Raw genomic sequence first — 19,389 nt, forward strand, 5'->3', positions numbered from 1 at the left:
TGAAATAGGTCATTCAGGCTCTCCTTCGTAGTGGATTTACGAGTCTAGGAAGAGAACTCCGCAGGTCAAATCAACCCGCCCGATCACCGATGCTTTTGGCCGACTGCTGTCAGTGTCGCTGAGGTTTCGGTGCGATGAAAAAGTGAGCCGCCATTGCATGAGCTCGGCCTCACCGAGGAGAGCACGGGAACCAGAATCCAAGAACATCTCTAACTGCATCCGCAGCTGAGACATCTTGATTAAAGAGCCCATCGTCAATCCCCGACTGGATGGCCAGGAATGCAGCATCTCTGCTTGCCTGTTTCGAGCGAGCTGCGGGCGGGCATATCTCTCTCGCATCAACTAGCTTCTCATACGAGACATTGACGAACTGCTGATACTGGCGAAGCTTGGCTCCGCCGGCCTTGCGCCAGTCGACCAGTTGCTTCGCATTGGAGGGGGTCCCCGCCGCTTGCGCGATGCCAGACGAGCAAAGCGCAGATACGACAACAAGGGCGAGAACGCGAATCGTCATCCAGCCATCCTTCAGTATTCGAGAACCACTGTCGTCGAAGTGTTTGTGCACCGCCTTGGAGGCCCACATTTGGCCGAATTCTGCATCAACCTCGAGCGACCGGTCTTGGCCGGCTGCTGAACTTCATGAGCGCCGGTGCTCTTCGGTGTCGAGCCGCTCGATCTCACCGAGGTAGACCTTGAAGTCACTGACGTTCATGTATTTCGGACGCTTGTTGTGCTGAGTCACTTCATGGAACGTATCCTCGGCGTCCTTGGCGAACTTCGCTCGAAGCTCCTCCTCGGTTCTATTCTCGTGCTCCAGCCGCAGCGTAGATGCCACCCGGGCATGTACGCGCAACTCGTCCGACGTGCTATCTGGGAGCGATCCGCTCCATGGCTTCGCGCGCGCTGACGATGGGAATGCCCGCATAGTTGCCCAGCGGCAGCAGATCACGCCCGTCACCCGAGGCAATGAGGTCGGCTGCGCCGGCCAGGGCCGCTGCCAGCACGTGGTCGTCATCGGGATCGGTGGGCACCACGCGCGGCACGTTTGTAGGCGTGACCACGATGGCGAGCTTGCGCAGGTCATCCACAAGAATCTGCGGGCTCAGGCTGGCTTGAGCTATGCGATCGGCGAACTTGCTGCGGCCGAGCACATCGAGCAACTCGGCCAGAAGGACTTCGCTCGTGCACAACTCGAAATCGCCGGCGCGCGCTGCGTCCAGGAGTTGGCGTGGCAGCCCGCCAAACATGAGACCCGAGACGAGCAGGTTGGTGTCGATGACGAAGCGCACGGAGCCTGGGCCTCAGGCGCCTTGGCGCCGAGCCTGACGAGCGGCCTGCACCTCTTGCTCGACCTCTTCCTCGGACAGCGGCGCCAAATTCAGTGCGTCGAGCTTGGCCATGGCCTCGCCCAGGCGGGCTGCAGCTGTGGCCCTCTCCTCTCGTGTGGCCAAGAACTCGACGAAATCCACGACCTCGGCCACGCGGCCGGGCGGCAATTGCTTCAGGCGTTCGATCAGGCGGGTCTCGATGGCGGTCATGGTCGGCTTCCTCGCTCGGGCGGTACTGGGTGGACGCTTCGGTTGTACAACAGGTTCAGGTAAACCTGCTCGCCCATCCAGCACAAGGCCCTATGTGGAGGCAAAAACGGGGGCAGGCCCTGTATCTTCAGCCGCTAAACCGCCCCGCGTTCGCGCGGGGCAGTGTTCGCACCCGTGTGCGGCAGGCGCGTTGCCTGCCATCGCTTTACCCCAAAGGCCGTGTTCGGCGCGTGGATGTCCAGGTGCGCATCGGCCAGCAGCTTCTTGAGTTTGTTGTTCTCGGCCTCGACTTGCGGCTCTGAAGCGAATGCGCGAGCGCTGGGCCCGGCCGCAGTACGACGCGATCGCGTTGGTCGCCCTGCTTGAGACGCGCGGGTTGCCCCAGACTGCAGCGCACCTGCGCGATGTTGTGGCACTCATCTAACCGGCTTGGGGCACCGCCGCGCGTAGCTTGGCGCGCCGATTCGCAAGTGGGATAATTCTGTCTCGGCGGCCCGTTTGTCTCTGGTGTGATGCCTGAAATTTGGGGCTGCTTCCGGCAGTTTTGGTGTACCCAAACGTGTACCCGGCAGATTGGACGAATTGGTGAAAGCGAGTGCTGGTGCGGGTTGCAGGCGATTTTAAGATTCCGCCCCAGCTTAAGCGGGCCTTGGCTGCTCAGCCAGTCTCGAAGAATCAATGACTTACCGCTGCGAGCCACGGTTTGTGATTCGATTCCAAGTTTCCAAAGAGGCTGGCTTCCATTCTCGTCTTCAAAAGCGGCCTCTCTTGCAAGCAGGAATTTCTGATAGAGATGGTTGCTTGGCCAACAGCCATTTGTTGGGCAGGTTGCAGTCGATGGTCTCAGCAAGCGGCGTTGATGAGGAGGGCCTTCATAATTCGTGTGAATGCCAGCCAAGATGAACAACTGTCACTCTATGCGGCCGTCGAGACCTATGCTCCCGCTGTCTCGGCATGAGCATCAGCGCTCGAAACCATCACCCTTTATAGCGAAATGCTTGCGGTCCGGCTCGAAATTAACGCCACCCGATCGCGCAACCTGCAGGGCAGGACGGGGCAGATCCACGCAAGAAAGACATCAACACTTATCTATGCTGTGGTCGGAGAGACTCAGAAACTGCGACTGCATCTCTGGAGTAGCCGGCCGCTCCACACTCGCAAAAAAAGCAGGATTACTGCTGGCCTTTTCAATTGTGCTGACCGGCTTCAGACCCAACTTTCGCGCAACCTGGCGGATCTCGGTGGCGATGTATGCGCCCCGTTGTCGGTGAGGGGCTCCAAGGCTTGGGTGCGAGGGTCACTCTCGGCTTCGCAGAAGCGCTCGCGCGAAAATTACCGCGCTCACTCAGAGATGATCACCTGTGACCTGATCTTCTTGTTCCCGACTTCGCGAACTCCAGTGACGAACCGTACTAGGTTGGCTCGGCGTATCAGCGCACACAAGAGGTCGACCACTTCGTGGTACCCAAGATGGCCGTGACCAACTGATCGCAAAGTTGGTCGCTGGGGAATGGCAAAGCGGACTGTTCGTCGACGATCGCCCACATCATTTGCCTGCTGCTCGTTGCGCGCGCCCTGCGCACATGTGCAGACGCTATGCTGTTGCAGGCTCGCCAGAAGCCGCCTGCACAGGAACGTGGGCGCGCTCTTCCTTGATGCGATTGGCACTGTCCACGAAGACCAGCTTGGGCTTGTAGCCCGCCACTTGGTCTTCGGGCACCAGGCCGAAGGCCGCGATGATGATTAGGTCGCCCACCGATGCTCGGCGCGCGGCCGAGCCATTGACTGAGATGATGCCGGTGCCGCGCTCGCCGCGAATCGCATAGGTGACGAAGCGCTCGCCGTTGTTGATGTTCCAGATGTGGACCTGCTCGTTCTCGGCTAGGTTGGCTGCATCCAGCAGGTCTTCGTCGATGGCGCAGGAGCCTTCGTAGTGCAGTTCGCAATCGGTGACAGCGACGCGATGAATCTTGGATTTGAGCAGGGTGCGGAACATAGAACGAACTCTTTCTCTCTGCGAAAAGGTGGATCAGTCTGGCATCCATCGATGAGCACACCAGGACGGAGGGCGCCGCATGTGCGACGAGCGAAGGATAGTCGAGTTGCCGATGACCGAGAGCACGGCCGCCTACATCAACGCCCGATGGGGGGCGGCCTACTCAAGAGTCGGCCGAGTGTGGGTTGGGGAACGATCCAGGCCACGCGCAATCCCGTGCGCCTACAACGGCCCGCATTGCCGCATCAGGTGATGGCGGGCAATGACCCAAATGAAATAATGAGCGTCCCCATTTTGTGACAAGAGGGCCTCAATGAGGGGACTCTCAAACGTAAGCGAGGGCCCAAGGCCCTCTTGACGATCGGACCTCGTAGCGACTACAGCAGATCGCTCTCGCCGTCGTTGACTTCATCGATGAAGAGGTCGTCCGACCAAGCCATCCCGATCGCCTTGTCCAGGCGCTTGAGCAGTGCATTGAAGGTCTCGCCATCACGGCGCACGAGCATGGCCAGGCAGTTGCTGCCGTCGGCCGCTGTGGCAGCGCACTCGTGAGGCGGCAGCGCGCCGATGTTGATGTCACCGCCATCGGCGATCAACGTCTCGATGTTCCTCGTCGATCGCGCCATGGCAGCGTCAGAGCTTGATCGCGGCCAGGCGGTCGTTGGCCTCGGTGGAATCGAACGCCTTGGGATCCCAGGTCTTTACGCCGATCCATTCGGCCAAGTTCTCGTGCTCCGGGTCATCGGGATCGGCCATGGTCTGGACGAAGTCGGCATAGCCTGGAATGCCGCCGCAGTCCTCGGGCGGCGTCGCGCAGGCGCCACCGACGCAGAACGGCAGGGGCAGCAGCGGATCCGGTGTGAGCTTCTTCTCGACCTTGATGCGGTGGTCCCAGTAGTCCCCGAAGTCGTAGACGTAGCTCAGCGTCGACCGGTTCAGGGCGGTGGTCAGTCGCGTGCTCTCGCTGGTGATCGCGCCAGGATCGTCGTACATCGGATCGGGCGTTCCATAGCGCTCGCCGTCGCCCGCGATGAACTCGTGCAGGTGCGAGTGGTCCCATCCGAACGCGGCCTGGATGACCAGGTGAAGCTTGAGCAACGTGATCGTCTCGGGCACCAGCACGCGGCGCCAGACCTTGGGCTTCGTGCCGCGCAACTCGATGTGCAGTTGGAGGATTGCCGGGGACGTCTTGATCCGATGTACCTTGGTCGCCATGCTCAGGCTGCTTCTCGTTGATCGTCGGCGCGTCGGCCGATGTTCCACGGCAGCAACTCGTCGATGCGGTTGATGGGATGGTCGGCGATGCACGTCAGCACATCGCGCAGATAGGCCTCGGGATCGATCCCGTTGAGCTTGGCCGTCTCCACAAGGCTACAGATCGCCGCAGCGCGTTCGCCTCCCGCGTCCGACCCTATAAAGAGGTAGTTCTTGCGGCCGAGGCTGACGCCGCGCAGCGCGCGCTCGGCGGCATTGTTATCGATCTCGATGCGGCCGTCGTCGACGTAGCGCGTCAGCGCCTTCCAGCGTGTGAGCGAGTAGCCGATGGCGGCGGCGATCTCCGACTTCGCCGACACGCGGCCCACCATGGCGCTCAGCCAAGCGTGCAACTCGTCGAGCAACGGGCCTGCGCGTGCCTGGCGCTGTCGTCGTCGCTCGTCGGGCGGCTGGCCACGGATGTCGGCCTCGACCGCGTACAAGGCAGCGATGCGCTTGAGCGCCTGCTCGGCCACCGAGCCCGGCGCTCGTCCCAGACTCAGGTGCAGATCCCACCACGGTCGTCTCGCGTGAGCCCAGCAAGCAGCTTCCGTGACGCGGCCGCTGCCGTACAGCTTGCCCCAGCCGCCGTAGGCATTGGCCTGCAGAATGCTAGTGAAGTTCTTGAGGTGCGTCTGCGGATGCTCGCCCTTGCGATCAGGCGAGTATTGGAACCAGACAGCCGGTGCATCCTGGCTCGCGGCCGGGCGATCGTCTCGCACGTAGACCCACAGCCGTCCTGTCTTGGTGCGCCCGCGCCCCGGGTCGAGGACGCCCACCGGCGTGTCGTCGGCATGCACCTTCGCACCCGCCAGCGCGTAGCGCCCGAGTGCGGCCACCAGCGGGTCGAGCAATTCGTCGCCCTGGTCGACCCATCCGACTATCGTGGAGCGATCGATGAACACGCCGTCGCGAGCGTAGATGCCGCTCTGCCGGTACAGGGGAATGTGGTCGCAATACTTCGAGACCATGACATGCGCAAGGAGCCCCGGCCCGGCGACGCCACGCGCGATCGGCCGGCTCGGCGCGGCGGCTTGGAAGATCGTCTCGCAGGCCACGCACGCGAGCTTCGGCCGGACATGGCGGATCGCCTTGAAGTGCGCGGGAACGTACTCGAGTTGCTCAGAGACGTCCTGACCGATGAGGCGCAGTCGGCCACCGCAAGCGATGCAGCCGCATTGCTGACCGTTCGCGTCATGGTGGTCGGGGGTCGTCTCGGGGCGATAGGTCTTTGTGTCGCGCGGCAGGTGCGCCGGCAACTTGCGATCGGGCTCTGGCGTGTTGGCAGCGTCCTTCTTCGGGGGCGTCTTGGACCCCGGAAGTTCATCCAGTGGTTAGCCTTCGATCAGGGCGATTTGAGGGCTGTCCAGTTGTTCGCTGGAAGCTCCGAACCGGGCACGATCGCGCCGCAGTACCTGCAGCTTGAGCTTGTCGATCATCAACTTGAGTAGCGCCACCTCCGCCTCGTACGCCTCGACGACGCGCAGCAGCGAATCGACAGTCTGGGGCGGGTTCGAAGTGGTCGTCACAGGGCTCTACTGTGCCCGGCTCAACAGGCCTCGACATCGGGGCCATCCCCGAGCCGAGTTCATACAGTGGTTCAGGCAGCGAGTTCCGGCTCGTGCGTGCGCATCGGCATGCGCCAGTCGATGCCTTCGAGCAGCATCGACAACTGCGCGGGCGTCAGCGACACGCTGCCAGACGTCGCCTGCGGCCAGACGAGGCGACGGCGTTCCAGCCGCTTGGACAGCAACATCAGCCCCTGACCGTCGAACCACAGCACCTTGAGGATGTCGCCGCGTCGACCGCGGAAGACGAAGACGTGACCGCAGAACGGGTTGGCCGCGAGAGCGGTCTGCGCCATCGCGGCCAGGCCGTCGAAGCCCTTGCGCATGTCGGTGTGGCCAGCGACGATCCACACGCGCGTGTTGGCCGGCGCGCCAATCATGCGGCGCCGCGCAGCGACTGCAGAACGCAGCGGACGGTCGCGTCATCGACGACACCGCGAAGGCGCACACGAGAGCCTCCGATGTCGATCTCGATCGTGCCGGTTGCGGGGCGGCCCGCCGGTGGCGCCGGTGTGGGCGCGACGACATCGACTTCTTGCGGCGCCTCGATCGATACCGGCAGCAGCACGGGCGTTGACGGCCCCGGGGTTTGCCCTGCCGAATTGCGCCGCGCGCGGCGCCACGTGAACAAAAGATTCGCGTTGATGCCGGCGTCCAACGCGATTGCCGACACGGACGCGCCAGGCAGCAGGCTTCGCGCAACCAGCTCGCGCTTCAGCTCCGGGCTATGTTCGCGCCGCCCGCGGGCGCCTCCAGTGACTCGATCGTTCATGATGTGCATTACCGCCTTGATGCACACCATCGCAGGTGCGCTCGATCAGACGATCGTGCTCATCGCCTGGCGATCTGAACAGAGGGCCCTGGGGCACCGCTTACTCTCAAACAGAGCCTTGCCGTCGTGCGCACCGCCTGACTTCACGACGCGCGATGAGGTCAGCCACGCAACGGAACTGCTGCGAGAGCCGGCTTGGCGCGTGGCGGCTGAGCGCCGCCTACAGGACTCTTCTCTGCACGACTCGCATTGAGAGCGACAACTACCTTGATCTCACTGCGTTGCGTGCTTGGCCGGTACTTGCAACGCCGACGTGTCGGAAATCGTCGAAGACGCAGCATTCAAACTGGCTTTCAGCAGTTCGGCAAAGGCTTTCACTGCAGGCGCCGCGCTTCGTTTGCTGGGGTAGGAGATGTGCAAGTCCAGCGGTCGCAGCACCAAGTCCGGAAGGAGACGAACCAGTTCACCTTTCTGAACCTCAGACTTGCAGAAGTGTTCAGGCAGACAAACCACACCGATTCCGAGAACGGCCAGAGCGCGCGCGCCCGCCATGTCATTCGTGTTCAGGCGTGAATGCGGATTGTTGAAAAAATCCAGCGTATTGCCTAGACCGGGCACATGCGTTTCATGGTCGTCGATAGCAATGGTGTCGTGCTTGTCGAGGTCCTCCGGAGTCGCAATGGGGCCATGGCGATCTAGATAGGCTGGCGAGGCACAGAACCACTGCGACATCGTGAGAAATCTCGAAGATCCCGCCGGATGGGAAGGGCCGCTGGATATAGCGACATCGACGCTCTCCGCACGAAGCTCGGACTTTTGTGATGTAAAACGAAGGACGACGCTGACCTTGTCATAGCGCTTGAGAAATCCAGGCAGCACGACCTGTTGAATCTGCTCTTCCAGTCCGGCGTCTGTCGCCACGCAGATGGCCAATTGCCCCTGCGGTGCAAGCCCAAGTCCGCCAACATAGCCGATGGTCTCGCCAATGCGCTTCATGATCTCGACGCCTCTGTCTTTGAGCACGTTGCCGGCGCGCGTCAGTTTCACCTTTCTTGTCGTTCGGTTGAAGAGTTGGGTACCCATGAGCACTTCCAGGCGCACGATGCTTCGACTCACGCTCGACTTACTGATCCCCAACTCTTCTGCCGCCGCAGAAAAGCTGAATAGAACAGCCACATAGGTGAAGATTCGAAGATCGTTCAGATCGAGCAGATCCACCTTGTTGTCAGTGACTGCCTTGCTGTCTTGCATCCTGCGCTCCCATGCGGTTGATTTGAAAAAGGAATTGAGATCGTATTGTCGAGGACTCTTCGAAGGCCAATCTCGCTGGAGGGCCTGAAGGCGTTTCATCCTCTTCACAGACGAAATGCAGGGTAAGCGCGTCAGTGCAACGCTGCTTTCAAACGAATCACAGTGTGATGCATTCGGGATGCAACGACCATCTAGTCCTTCAGTTCGGCTTGGGGCCGTTCGTGTGGCCACGAACGCGCGCATCGACCATGGGGAAGGAGTCCCCTGGCTTATCAGGTCGGATCGAGATCATCAAGCGGCCGACCGACTAGCTCGCCGCGAGAGTCACCCACCCATGCCTGTCATGCTCATGAGCAAGCAATTCGGACGGTTGATATGCAAAGGCCGAGAGACGCACGGCCGCATGCTTTTCACGTCCGGCGGCGAATGCCTTCGAAGATGCGATCTCTGCCTCGTACGGCTCATCAGATGTCGCATAAGGTGGCGACCACTCGCCGCTTCTGCCAGTGGAACTCGGACTCGGTGATTGCGCGACAGGAGCTGGCCCAAACCCGCCTAGCATATCGAGTCAGCTTGAAATTGCGCGACGCGTAGGCCAAGCTCGCGCCTCGTTTGAGGCGTAACTCAACCCGGCCAGCTTGGGGTGAACACATTCCGATTCGTTCGACAAGCACCTGCCGGTGCGGTGAGCGAGCACGCTTGCAGATGCCACCTCGAGGATACGAGGCCTTTCTGTATCGCATGGCGATGGTTTAGCGCGCATGAGTTGCACCACCGTCAACCACCAGCGTCGACCCGACAACATAGTCACCAGCTCGCGATGCGAGGAACACCGCGGCGCCGCCGATGTCGTCCGGGCAACCGATTCGTCCCAGCGGAATGTAAGCTGCCACTTCAGCACCGTGGTCTCGGGCCGATTTGTTTAAATCCGTGGCGAATGCACCCGGGGCGATGGCGCTGACGACGATTCCCTCGGGCGCTAGCCGCAGTGCCATCAGGCGGGTGAGTTGGATAAGGCCGGCCTTACTCGCCGCATACGAATAGGTTTCTCGGGGACCAACCGAGATGCCATCAATGGACGCGATGTTGATTACCTTGGGATGTCCGTTGGACACCGCCTTGCGCAACATCGGGGTCATGGCTTGAGCAAGGAAGAAGGGTGTCTTGAGATTCAGGTCCATGACCCTATCCCATCCGCCAAGGGGAAACTCGTCAAACGGCGCGCCCCATGCGGCGCCGGCATTGTTCACAAGGATGTCCAGCGCGTCTTCACGCTCGGTGTAAGCATGAAGCAGCGCGCTCGTGCCATCGGGCGTCGACACGTCCGCGGGCAACGAGAAAACCTCACCGAATTCCAACAGTTGCGCAGCCGCTTGGTTGCACGCCTCGGCGTTACGCGACGAGATATACACCCGCGCGCCTTGTGCCAGAAAGGCCTGCGCAATCATCCGGCCGATTCCTCGGGAACCACCAGTGATCAGTGCCGTGCGGCCTTTTAGCGAGAAGAGGTTCGTTATGTTCATTGGTGCATCGTTTCGGAAATGCCATGATGTCCGGCTGAAAATTGAGAGAGACGTCGTTGTCCGAACCTGACAGTCGTCGCCCCACCCTGACCGAGGGCATCAGGCGAGAGGTCTTGTGGCTGTGCCTGTTTTGCCCGTGCACTGGCAATAAGAGAACGCACTTGTTGGCGACGGTTTTTTCTTTGGACAACGATCGAGCACTACTAAAAACATAGCGGGTGCCTTTTGCGCCACTGCTGCCTTCATCGAAATCCCCGCCTAAGCCACCGTTCCTCGTCGATGCTAAAGGTGGAAGCGGGAACATTGGCCTACGAAATGAGTATTTAAAGATTAATACTTTTAAATTAATCAATGCCATTTCTTACTAGTCCACCCGTGTATTTCAGACTAATGCTATCACTCTCACGATGCGGTTGACAGTGTCATACTGAATCGCTACGCTGCCACTCCTTGGCAAATTTCTCTATCAAGTCACTCGTGGACTTGTTGTCCCTAATTCCGCTGAAGCAAGGATCGCATGACAAATCCGTTTGAAAGTAACGACGCTTCTTTTCTGGTTCTGATCAACGACGAGAATCAACATTCTCTCTGGCCGGATTACATTGAAATCCCTTCGGGATGGCGGGGTGCGCACGGTCCTGCTTCCAAGTCCGATTGCCTGAAGTTTGTCGAGGAAAATTGGACAGATATGCGTCCGAAAAGTCTTGCGCAATCCATGTCCCTGCAAAACTAGCGGGCGTAACTCCTCCCAATCTTCAAAAGAACAATCGTTCTTGGCAAGATGAAAATTTTGGCGCGACGCGTGTGCTCGCGCCTTTTTTTTGCTGACGCTCGACACATAGAATGTAGAGGATTACAAAAATGATTTCATCATACGACAGCGATTGGCCCCTGTCTTTTGCGCAGCTTGGTATCTGGTTCGAACGCCAGTTCTATTCAAGCGAACCATCTCACAGCGTCGGAGAATACATTGAGATTTTTGGGTCAATAGATGCTGATCGCTTTCTGCGCTGCCTGGCACTGGTTGCTCAAGAAAGCCAAGCACTGAATATAAATTTCGTGGAAAAGGAAACTGGGCCCCGCCAATTCGTTAAGAAATCCTTTCCGGAAGATTCAATCGAGTTCATCGACCTTAGTGGTGCTGCAGATCCGCATCGCGCTGTGCATGATGCGATTGCAATAAGGATGGCCTCTCCACGTCTGCCGTCCGATTCCAAATTGTTTTCCTTCTGCCTGTTCAAGCTTGCAGACACGCGATTCGTTTGGCACCAGCTCTATCACCACATCATCATCGATGGTTTTGGCTATTCACTGATTGCGCGCAGGGTGGCCGAGATTTATTCGGAAATGACCCAAGGCCGCGCTCCGTCTCAGGCATGGTTCGACCCAATGAGTCAACTGCTGAATGCGGAAGCGGATTATCTGTCCTCCGCGGCATTTGATTCAGACCGGGTGTTTTGGAACGCCTACTTGTCGCGGTTGCCGCCACCTGTCCGATTCGTTGGCGGCTCTCGAAACTCTACCGGACTGCCGGTGCGACGTACCTGCCGCATCGAGCACAGCGCAATCGCAACGCTGTCGAGTTTGGCGCGAGATACTGGGACAACACTGACGCGAGCCCTGATTGCCATAGTCGCATCTTATTTGTTCCGTGCGACAGGTACGCATAACCTCTCTATTGCACTTCCTGTGTCGGGCCGGTCCAAAGCCACACGCCTGATCCCGTGCATGATGTCAAACACCCTGCCGATGCGTCTATCAATTTCCCCTGAAATGACGTTCCAAGAAATCGCAAAAAGCGTTGACGAAGAAATAAAGTACATCACTCCGCACCAGCAATATCCGGCCTCGAAACTGTACTTGGATGCAAGAAAAATTCGGGGCTATGGCAGTGATTTCGGTCCAGTCATTAATGTGATGCCATTCAAGCAAGGGCTTGATTTCGGCGGCATTCCCTCACAATCTCACAATACCTCAGCGCGGTCAGCATCCGATATTTCGTTCTCTTTTTTTGTGGACAAGGGTAACAGTGTTGATGTCTATTGCACAGCCAACCCGAACGTGTACTCCGAATCCGATCTCAAAGAACATCAAGATCGTCTCTTGCGCCTGATTCAGGCGATCGTTACCGATTCTTCGATCACGATCGGTCAGATAGATCTGATGAGTTCCGCAGCGCGGCAGAAAATTCTGCACGAATGGAACGGCAGCACGGTGCGTTCATTCGATGCGACCCTTCCGGAACTGTTCGAGAGGCAGGTGATCAGGACCCCTGAAGCCGTCGCAATTTCCTTTGAGGGAACGAATCTCAGCTACAAAGAACTTAACGAGCGGTCCAACCAGCTTGCTCATCACCTGATTTCGCTGGCAATCGGGCCAGAGAGCATTGTTGCGCTTGCTCTGCCCCGTTCGCCGCAGCTGATTGTGAGTCTGCTGGCCATTCTCAAGGCGGGAGCTGCCTACCTTCCGCTGGACGTCGAGTACCCACGTGACCGCCTGCAGTACATGCTGGATGACGCCAGTCCTCGTTGCATCATTTCGGATTCGACCGCGCTGCGCCAAATCGCCACCGACGGCCAACTGGAACTGTGCATCGACGATCCTGTGCTGGCCGACCGGCTCTTGGCCTTGCCGACCACCAATCCCACGAACGCCGAACGGACGCAGGCGCTCGACCCGCTTCATCTTGCCTATGTGCTTTATACGTCGGGCTCCACGGGCAAGCCCAAAGGTGTCGCAGGCACATGCGCAGCGCTTCTCAACAGATTGCAATGGGACATTCGCGAGCCCGACGCGGATACCGTCTACGCCCAAAGGACGACGCCGAATTTCATAGACTTTGTCTGGGAGGTGTTCATGCCTCTTTTTGGGGGGCACCGCATGGTGATCGTCCCCCCGAATCTGGGCAAAGATGTCCGTGGACTGATCGCGCTGCTGGCCGCGCAGAAGGTGACGCGAATCGTGCTCGTGCCGTCGTTGCTGCAAGCCATGCTCGAGGACGACACGGATCTTGGCCGCCGACTTCCAAATCTGCGGTATTGGTCCTGCGGCGGCGAAGCATTGACGCCGGAGTTGGCCGACAAGTTCAGCAAAGCCTTGCCGCATGCACTGCTGATCAATCTGTACGGTACGTCTGAATTCTGGGATGCGGCGGGATGGATCAACGAGCAAGGCATCGACCTCGCCATGCCCAGCGTGCCGATCGGGGCGCCGATCTCGGGGGTGAAGGTCTATGTCTTGGACGCAATGCTTCAACCCGTTCCCGCAGGAACAGTGGGCGAGTTGTATGTTGCCGGCGCGGGATTGTCCCGCGGCTACCTGCGTCGTCCCGGTTTGAGCGCAGAGCGCTTCGTGGCTAATCCGTTCGGCGCTCCGGGTGACCGCATGTACCGCACCGGGGACCTCGTGCGCTGGCGCCCCGAGGGAGACGGCGAGCTTGATTACCTGGGGCGCGCAGATCATCAAGTGAAGCTTCGTGGCTTTCGCATCGAGCCGGGCGAAGTCGAGGCCCACCTCGCCAAGCATCCGCTGGTGAAGCAGGCCTGCGTGATTCCACGCGAGGATGCAGCGGTAGGCAGTCGGCTGGTCGCCTATCTTGTGCCGGATCTGGCGGCAGTTCCTGAACGATCGAGTGCTCCGGGATTTGGCCTTTTTTACTTTGCGGACGCAAACCAAGACTCGGGCAGTGAGCTCTATAGGCTGTATATCGAAGGCGCCAAATTTGCAGATAACAACGGCTTCACTGCGGTGTGGACACCTGAACGACATTTCACGCAGGTTGCCGCCGCGTTTCCCAACCCGTCGGTGCTGAGCGCGGCCCTGGCCGTGGTCACGGACCGCGTTCATCTTCGTGCGGGCAGCGTGGTCCTGCCACTGCACCACCCCATGAGAGTGGCGGAAGAGTGGTCTGTGGTCGACCACCTGTCGCGTGGACGGACGGGCATCGCGTTTGCCTCCGGCTGGGTACCAGAAGACTTTGTCCTTGCCCCAGACAACTATGCGGACCGATTCCAGATCATGCTCGATGGCGTCGAGCAGGTGCGCAAACTCTGGCGCGGCGGCACGATGAGTGCTCGAAACGGCACAGGGCAAGAATCACAACTCCAACTGCAGCCCAAGCCCATTCAATCTGAGCTCCCGACCTGGATCACGGCAACCAGAAGCCCTGTCACTTTCGAAGCGGCGGGCCGGATGGGCGTCCATGTCCTGACGGCGCTTCTGAGCATGACCGTGCCCGAGCTTCAAGAGAACATCAAGATTTATCGCCAGGCCCGGCGCGCCGCCGGGCACGACCCGGATGCGGGCAAGGTGGTCGTGATGCTGCACACCTTGGTGGGCCCGGACGATGAGACGGCACGCCAGTTGGCGCATGAGCCGATGGTGCAGTACTTCCGCTCGCACACGGAGCTTCGCAAGAGCGTGTCACGGGATCTCCAGGGGAGCGCCCCGAACAAGGCAATCGGTGAAGTCGACGCCGAGCAACTGATCTTGGCCGCCGTCGGACGCTACTTCGGTGCGTCGTCGCTGATCGGCGGCCCCGACACATGTTTGAAGTTGGTGCGCCAGCTGGAGCAGATCGGGGTCGACGAGTTCGCATGCCTGATCGACTTCGGTGTTGCCACGGACCCAGTGCTCGAAAACCTGGTGCACCTGACGACACTCATGAAGAAAGCGCGCATAGGCGCGTTGCCGGACGCGGCGGAGATGCAGGCGCGACTGGCGGCGTCGCTGCCCGATCACATGGTGCCCGCGCACTACGTCTGGCTCGACGCGCTGCCCCTAACGCCGAATGGCAAGCTAGATCGCAAGGCATTGCCGGCCCCCCACATTGCCCCGCGAGCCGTCCGCGCTCCCGGTACACCCGAAGAGGAGGCTTTGGCCTTGCTCTTCGCGGAGGTTCTCGGCCTTCCACAAGTCGGCATTGACGACAGCTTCTTCGACCTAGGCGGCCACTCGCTTCTGGCGACCAAACTGATCAATCGCATGCGCACGGTCATGGGCGTCGAAATAGGTATTCATACCTTGTTCGAGTCATCGAGTGTGGCCAAGCTGGCTCGCGAACTCGACGCAGCGCCAAAAGCTCGGACGGCGTTACGGCCAACCCGGCGCAGCAACCTGATACCGCGCCCGTCGGTTCAGTACGACAACAGCGTCTGATGGCGTCATTGGTGCGGTCTCGGTTTAGTGCCAGACAGCAGCCGATGCCGCCCTATCCGTTGGCCCGCCGCACCGTCGAAGTCCTCGTTGGAGAAATCCGAATACCTTCGACCGTTGCCTTCTTATTGAAATCGGTCATCCAGTTCGGAGGTTTGAATAATTCGAGGCAACGACGGCTCGTCAAATTGGCCAACTCGACCTCGCTGGCCCAGATTGGAAAAATAATCTGATGCGACCTTTGCTGATCAGATTGCGACAGCGACAACCGGCCCCGAACGATGCTCCACTTTTTTGATATGACTGGCCGGTACGGTTTTCGCTGCGCAAGGCCGCCAACGCAGCGCATTGCAGAAGACGGCCTGCTCATCGCTTTCAACGGAGAACTCGAAGGCAGTTGCACCTGTACTACTGCGTATCAAGCGGGCGTGACTGCGCCGGCTGGCCGGCCGCAAATGCATGAGACGCGCCGGGATGCGCACGGCTGCATTGATCGATCGGCGGCATCACCTCAGAGGGTACGGGTGCCTGCGTGCTCGACCGGTCAGAAGCCGTCATGGTAGTTTGGGCCCTGGGTCTCAATCAAACCAGTGCGCCGCTGAACCTGCCAGGGCGATTCTCATTCGCCCTCAATGAGATGGCTCCGGCCCTACAGAAGCTTCGCCTGATCTTCGGTAACGCCGACTCGACTCATCGGCAGGTCGAGGCAGTGATCCTTTCCACATGCAATCGGACCGAGATTTATTGCGCTGGAGAGTTCGCCGCGCAAGAGCACGTCATGCGCTGGTTGGCCGAGTATGGCGGCGTACCGCCCGCCGTATTGCGCTCGCATGCGTACCTGCTGAAGAACGAACAGGCTGCACGGCATGCCTTTCGCGTGACCAGTGGGCTCGACTCGATGGGGCTGGGGGAGTCCCACATCCTGGCGCAGATGAAGGACGCAGTGCGTGTTGCAGAAAATGCCGGGATGCTCGGAGCCACCCTCAATCAGTTGTTCCAAGACTCGTTCGAGATTGCCAAGCACGTACGTACGGCGACAGCAATCGGCACGAGTTCCATCGGCTTGGCGACGGCTGCCGTGCGCCTGGCGGCTCAGCTATTCGAGGACCTTCGTCAAACCCGCGTGCTACTTGTCGGCGCGGGTGAAGTGATCGAACTGGCGGCGGTTCACTTTGCCGCCAGAGGGGCACGCCATATTGCCGTCGCTAACCGCACGTTGGAACGCGGGAACAGGGTGGTGGCGCGCGTGGGCGGCGAGGTCATGCCACTTTCTGAGCTGCCGGCGCGGCTGGCCGAGTTCGACATCGTGGTCAGTTGCACCGCCAGCATTTTGCCGTTGATCGGTCTGGGGGTGGTGGAGCGTGCGCTCAAGCAACGTCGGCACCGGCCGATGTTCATGGCTGATCTTGCAGTTCCGCGCGACATCGAGCCTGAAGTCAAGGCGCTTCAAGACATCTATCTCTATACCATTGACGACTTGGCTCAGGTGGCGCACGAGGGGCGGACCGGCCGCGAGGCCTCGGTGACCCAGGCCGAGCAAATCATCGACTCCGGCGTCCAGCGCTTCATGCAATGGGCGGCGCGGCACGGCATGGTCATGCTGATTCGGCAGCTCAATGCCCAGTTCGAAGGATGGCGTGCGTCCGAATTGTCACGCGCGCGCAAGCGTCTCTCGGGCGGCGAAGATGTCGAGATTGTCATGGAAGCATTGTCGCGAGGGCTCGCGCAGAAAATGTTGCACGGCGCGCGTGCGGAACTCCGTGCCGGGGACACCGCGGAGCGTGCGGAGATGGAGCAGACGATCTCGCGCCTGTTCCTGCGCGAGGGGCGTTAGCGCGCGCTGCACTCCCGACCGGTCAAGAACCTGCGTCGGGTGTGACGGTCCGGCTTCACGGCGCCTCAGTCCGCAGCGTGTGCCGCCTCAACCTTCTGCAGTTCCCACATCTGTGCATAGCGCCCCCGCTTTGCCAGCAGTTCACCGTGAGCGCCGCGTTCGACGATCACCCCATCTTCGAGCACAAGAATCTCGTGTGCATCGACAACGGTCGACAGCCGGTGCGCGATGATCAACGTAGTCTTGTTCTGCGCCGCCTTCTCGAGCTCTCCCCGAATCGCGCGTTCGTTGGCCGAGTCGAGTGCCGATGTCGCTTCATCGAAAATCACGATCGGGGGGTCCTTGAGCAATGTGCGTGCGATGGCCACACGCTGCTTTTCGCCTCCGGATAGCTTGAGTCCGCGCTCGCCGACTGGGGTGTCGTAGCCCATCGGCGTGGCCAAGATGAAACTGTGGATGCGCGCGGCCTTGGCAGCCCTCTCGATTTGCTCGCGCGACGACTCGGGTCGACCGTAGGCGATGTTGTATTCAACGGTTTCATTGAAAAGCACCGTGTCCTGCGGCACGATCCCGATGGCCTGTCGCACACTGGCTTGGGTGACGCCTCGGATGTCTTCGCCGCCAATGGTGATGCGGCCTTGCTGTACATCGTAAAAGCGATAGAGCAGCCGGGCCAGGGTCGATTTACCCGAGCCCGACGGCCCCACGACCGCAACCGTCTTGCCTGCCGGCACTTCAAAGCTCACCTCTTTGAGGATGGGACGCGCAGCTTCGTAAGCAAAGCTCACACCCTCGAAGCGGATGGTCGAATCCGCGTTGGCCAACGGCCGGGCGTCGGGCAGGTCGCATACCTCGCGCTCCTTTTCCATGAGCACGAACATCTTGTCGAGATCGGTGAGACTCTGCTTGATCTCGCGGTAAAGCACGCCCAGAAACGTGAGTGGGATATAGAGCTGGATCATGAAGGCATTGACCATCACCAGGTCGCCCAATGTCATTCGACCTTCGACCACGCCAGAAGTGGCAAGCCATAGCATCAGCATCACACTGACGGAGATAAGCAACTGCTGGCCGACGGTGAGCATGCTTAGCGTGCGCTGGCTCTTGATTGCCGCCTTGCGAAAGTGGTCAAGGCTTGCATCGTAGCGCTGTGCCTCGAACTCCTCGTTGTTGAAATACTTGACTGTCTCGTAGTTGAGAAACGAATCGATGGACCGGCTTTGCGCCTTCGAGTCGAGTTCGTTCATGGCCTTGCGGAATTGCGTGCGCCACTCAGTCACGGCGACTGTGAAGCCGATGTAGATCGCCAGCGCGGTGACCGTGATCCAGACAAATAGCGAGCCGAACTTCACGCCCAATATTGTGAGAACCAAAGTGAGTTCGATGATCGTCGGCAAGATGCTGTAGAGCGACATCGAGATCAACGAATGCACAGCGCGTTTCCCGCGCTCGATATCCCGTGTCATGCCACCCGTCTGCCGTTCAAGATGGAAGCGCAAGCTAAGTGCGTGCAGGTGACGGAACACTTCAAGGGAGATGCTGCGCGCTGCGCCTTCCGTTGCCTTGGCGAACACCAATTCGCGCAGTTCATTGAACAGCGCTGTCGAAAAACGAAGCAGACCGTAGGCGACTAGGAGTGCCATCGGTACAACGAGCAGAACCTGCGCCGTGCTCGGCAGGCCGGGTTTGGGCGCCATCGTGTCGATGAGGGTCTTCATTAACACCGGCACCCCAACGTTGGCGACCTTCGCGCCAATCATGAAGCTCAACGCGGCCATCACGCGCCACTTGTAGTGCCAAAGATAGGGGAACAGGCGGCGCAGGGTGACCCAGTCGGAGCGATTGCTGCGCGGGGCTGTGCGAGCGGGCGCCAGCAAGGTGATGGGAGGAGGAAAAATAGGCGACTCGCCGCTGCGACGCATGGACAGATATCTTGGTGGCAGTGACCGGACCGCGATGGTGTCTCACCAGGTGCCCAGCCGCGCTCATTGATGAACCGTCCACCACACTGCTTGAGGCAGACAGCCTGCTTTAAGGGTGCAACGGGCTCTGGCTTAGGATAGCGCAGAAGGCGCTAGATTGCCGGTTCGCCTTTGCGCAATCGGAGAGCCAAGTGCTCGACGTCGCGTGCTGTTGCTGTCGACAAGCTGTCTCGGCAAGTCCAGTTCGCGGACAGCAAGTAAATCCATCCTGGCGACTCGTCGGCGCGGTCCACCGTGAGGGTTTGGAGCCGACGATGCGAGGGGAGATGATCATTGTGGTCAAGCGAGCGACCCCCCCCCGTGAATCGCTGCAATGGTGATGAGAGGCGGGCAATGCGGCCTAGCCGTGCGATTGCTTGAAACGTCTTCGCTTGTGGAACGAAAAAAGCCACCCGACTTGCGCCGGGTGGCTTTTGAGCTTTTAGCTTCGATGCTGGCTCACGCCAGCGTCAAATCAGAAAGCGTGACGGATACCGAAGTCGTAGCCGGTCGAGGTCTTCGGGGTGAAGCCACCGGT

The 19,389-nt window shown here is 59.9% G+C and carries 15 protein-coding genes and 1 pseudogene; 3 read left to right on the forward strand and 13 right to left on the reverse strand.

From position 1 onward, the window contains the following. Positions 1-169: 169 nt before the first annotated feature. The 12 genes and pseudogenes from M2282_RS30440 to M2282_RS30495 all read right to left on the reverse strand — a co-directional run bounded on the left by M2282_RS30440 (position 170) and on the right by M2282_RS30495 (position 9,902). Positions 170-583, reverse strand: coding sequence for a hypothetical protein (locus M2282_RS30440; RefSeq protein WP_280812503.1), 414 nt, complete (start codon positions 581-583; stop codon positions 170-172). Positions 584-637: 54 nt separating this feature from the next. Next, entirely contained in the window at positions 638-835 is a 198-nt protein-coding gene (locus M2282_RS30445; RefSeq protein WP_280812504.1) for a hypothetical protein, read from the reverse strand. A gap of 31 nt (positions 836-866) precedes the next feature. Beyond that, complete coding sequence (locus tag M2282_RS30450) at positions 867-1,289, reverse strand: putative toxin-antitoxin system toxin component, PIN family (protein ID WP_280812505.1); 423 nt, start codon at positions 1,287-1,289, stop codon at positions 867-869. A 12-nt stretch (positions 1,290-1,301) separates the two neighbouring features. Then, entirely contained in the window at positions 1,302-1,538 is a 237-nt protein-coding gene (locus M2282_RS30455) for a DUF2281 domain-containing protein (RefSeq protein WP_280812506.1), read from the reverse strand. A gap of 1,594 nt (positions 1,539-3,132) precedes the next feature. Beyond that, a complete protein-coding gene (panD, locus tag M2282_RS30460) occupies positions 3,133-3,534 on the reverse strand; it encodes an aspartate 1-decarboxylase (RefSeq protein WP_280812507.1) in 402 nt (133 codons plus the stop codon). Between the two features lie 377 nt (positions 3,535-3,911). Next, positions 3,912-4,160, reverse strand: coding sequence for a hypothetical protein (locus tag M2282_RS30465; RefSeq protein WP_280812508.1), 249 nt, complete (start codon positions 4,158-4,160; stop codon positions 3,912-3,914). A gap of 7 nt (positions 4,161-4,167) precedes the next feature. Then, on the reverse strand, positions 4,168-4,749 hold the full coding sequence (locus M2282_RS30470; RefSeq protein ID WP_280812509.1) for a plasmid pRiA4b ORF-3 family protein: 582 nt from the start codon (positions 4,747-4,749) through the stop codon (positions 4,168-4,170). Between the two features lie 2 nt (positions 4,750-4,751). Further along, a pseudogene (tnpC, locus tag M2282_RS30475) lies at positions 4,752-6,317 on the reverse strand (IS66 family transposase). A gap of 71 nt (positions 6,318-6,388) precedes the next feature. Then, positions 6,389-6,736 carry an IS66 family insertion sequence element accessory protein TnpB gene (gene tnpB / locus M2282_RS30480; RefSeq protein ID WP_280812510.1) on the reverse strand — a complete coding sequence of 116 codons (348 nt, stop codon included), beginning with the start codon at positions 6,734-6,736 and terminating at the stop codon, positions 6,389-6,391. Then, complete coding sequence (tnpA, locus tag M2282_RS30485; protein WP_280812511.1) at positions 6,733-7,137, reverse strand: IS66-like element accessory protein TnpA; 405 nt, start codon at positions 7,135-7,137, stop codon at positions 6,733-6,735. The genes tnpB and tnpA overlap by 4 nt, the downstream gene beginning before the upstream one ends. Positions 7,138-7,401: 264 nt before the next feature. Further along, positions 7,402-8,379 carry a LysR family transcriptional regulator gene (locus tag M2282_RS30490; RefSeq protein ID WP_280812512.1) on the reverse strand — a complete coding sequence of 326 codons (978 nt, stop codon included), beginning with the start codon at positions 8,377-8,379 and terminating at the stop codon, positions 7,402-7,404. Between the two features lie 752 nt (positions 8,380-9,131). Further along, on the reverse strand, positions 9,132-9,902 hold the full coding sequence (locus M2282_RS30495; RefSeq protein WP_280812513.1) for an SDR family oxidoreductase: 771 nt from the start codon (positions 9,900-9,902) through the stop codon (positions 9,132-9,134). 517 nt (positions 9,903-10,419) lie between these two features. Here M2282_RS30495 and M2282_RS30500 point away from each other — a divergent pair. The 3 genes from M2282_RS30500 to hemA all read left to right on the forward strand — a co-directional run bounded on the left by M2282_RS30500 (position 10,420) and on the right by hemA (position 16,890). Further along, entirely contained in the window at positions 10,420-10,635 is a 216-nt protein-coding gene (locus M2282_RS30500; protein WP_280812514.1) for an MbtH family protein, read from the forward strand. Between the two features lie 128 nt (positions 10,636-10,763). Next, positions 10,764-15,059, forward strand: coding sequence for a MupA/Atu3671 family FMN-dependent luciferase-like monooxygenase (locus M2282_RS30505; RefSeq protein WP_280812515.1), 4,296 nt, complete (start codon positions 10,764-10,766; stop codon positions 15,057-15,059). Positions 15,060-15,612: 553 nt separating this feature from the next. Next, positions 15,613-16,890, forward strand: a complete 1,278-nt coding sequence (hemA, locus tag M2282_RS30510; RefSeq protein ID WP_280812516.1) for a glutamyl-tRNA reductase — start codon at positions 15,613-15,615, stop codon at positions 16,888-16,890. 65 nt (positions 16,891-16,955) lie between these two features. Here the strand turns inward: hemA and M2282_RS30515 are convergent, their stop codons facing one another. After that, entirely contained in the window at positions 16,956-18,812 is a 1,857-nt protein-coding gene (locus M2282_RS30515; protein ID WP_280812517.1) for an ABCB family ABC transporter ATP-binding protein/permease, read from the reverse strand. Between the last annotated feature and the right edge of the window lie 577 nt (positions 18,813-19,389).

This window comes from Variovorax boronicumulans (assembly GCF_029892485.1).
GTDB lineage: Bacteria > Pseudomonadota > Gammaproteobacteria > Burkholderiales > Burkholderiaceae_C > Variovorax > Variovorax boronicumulans_B.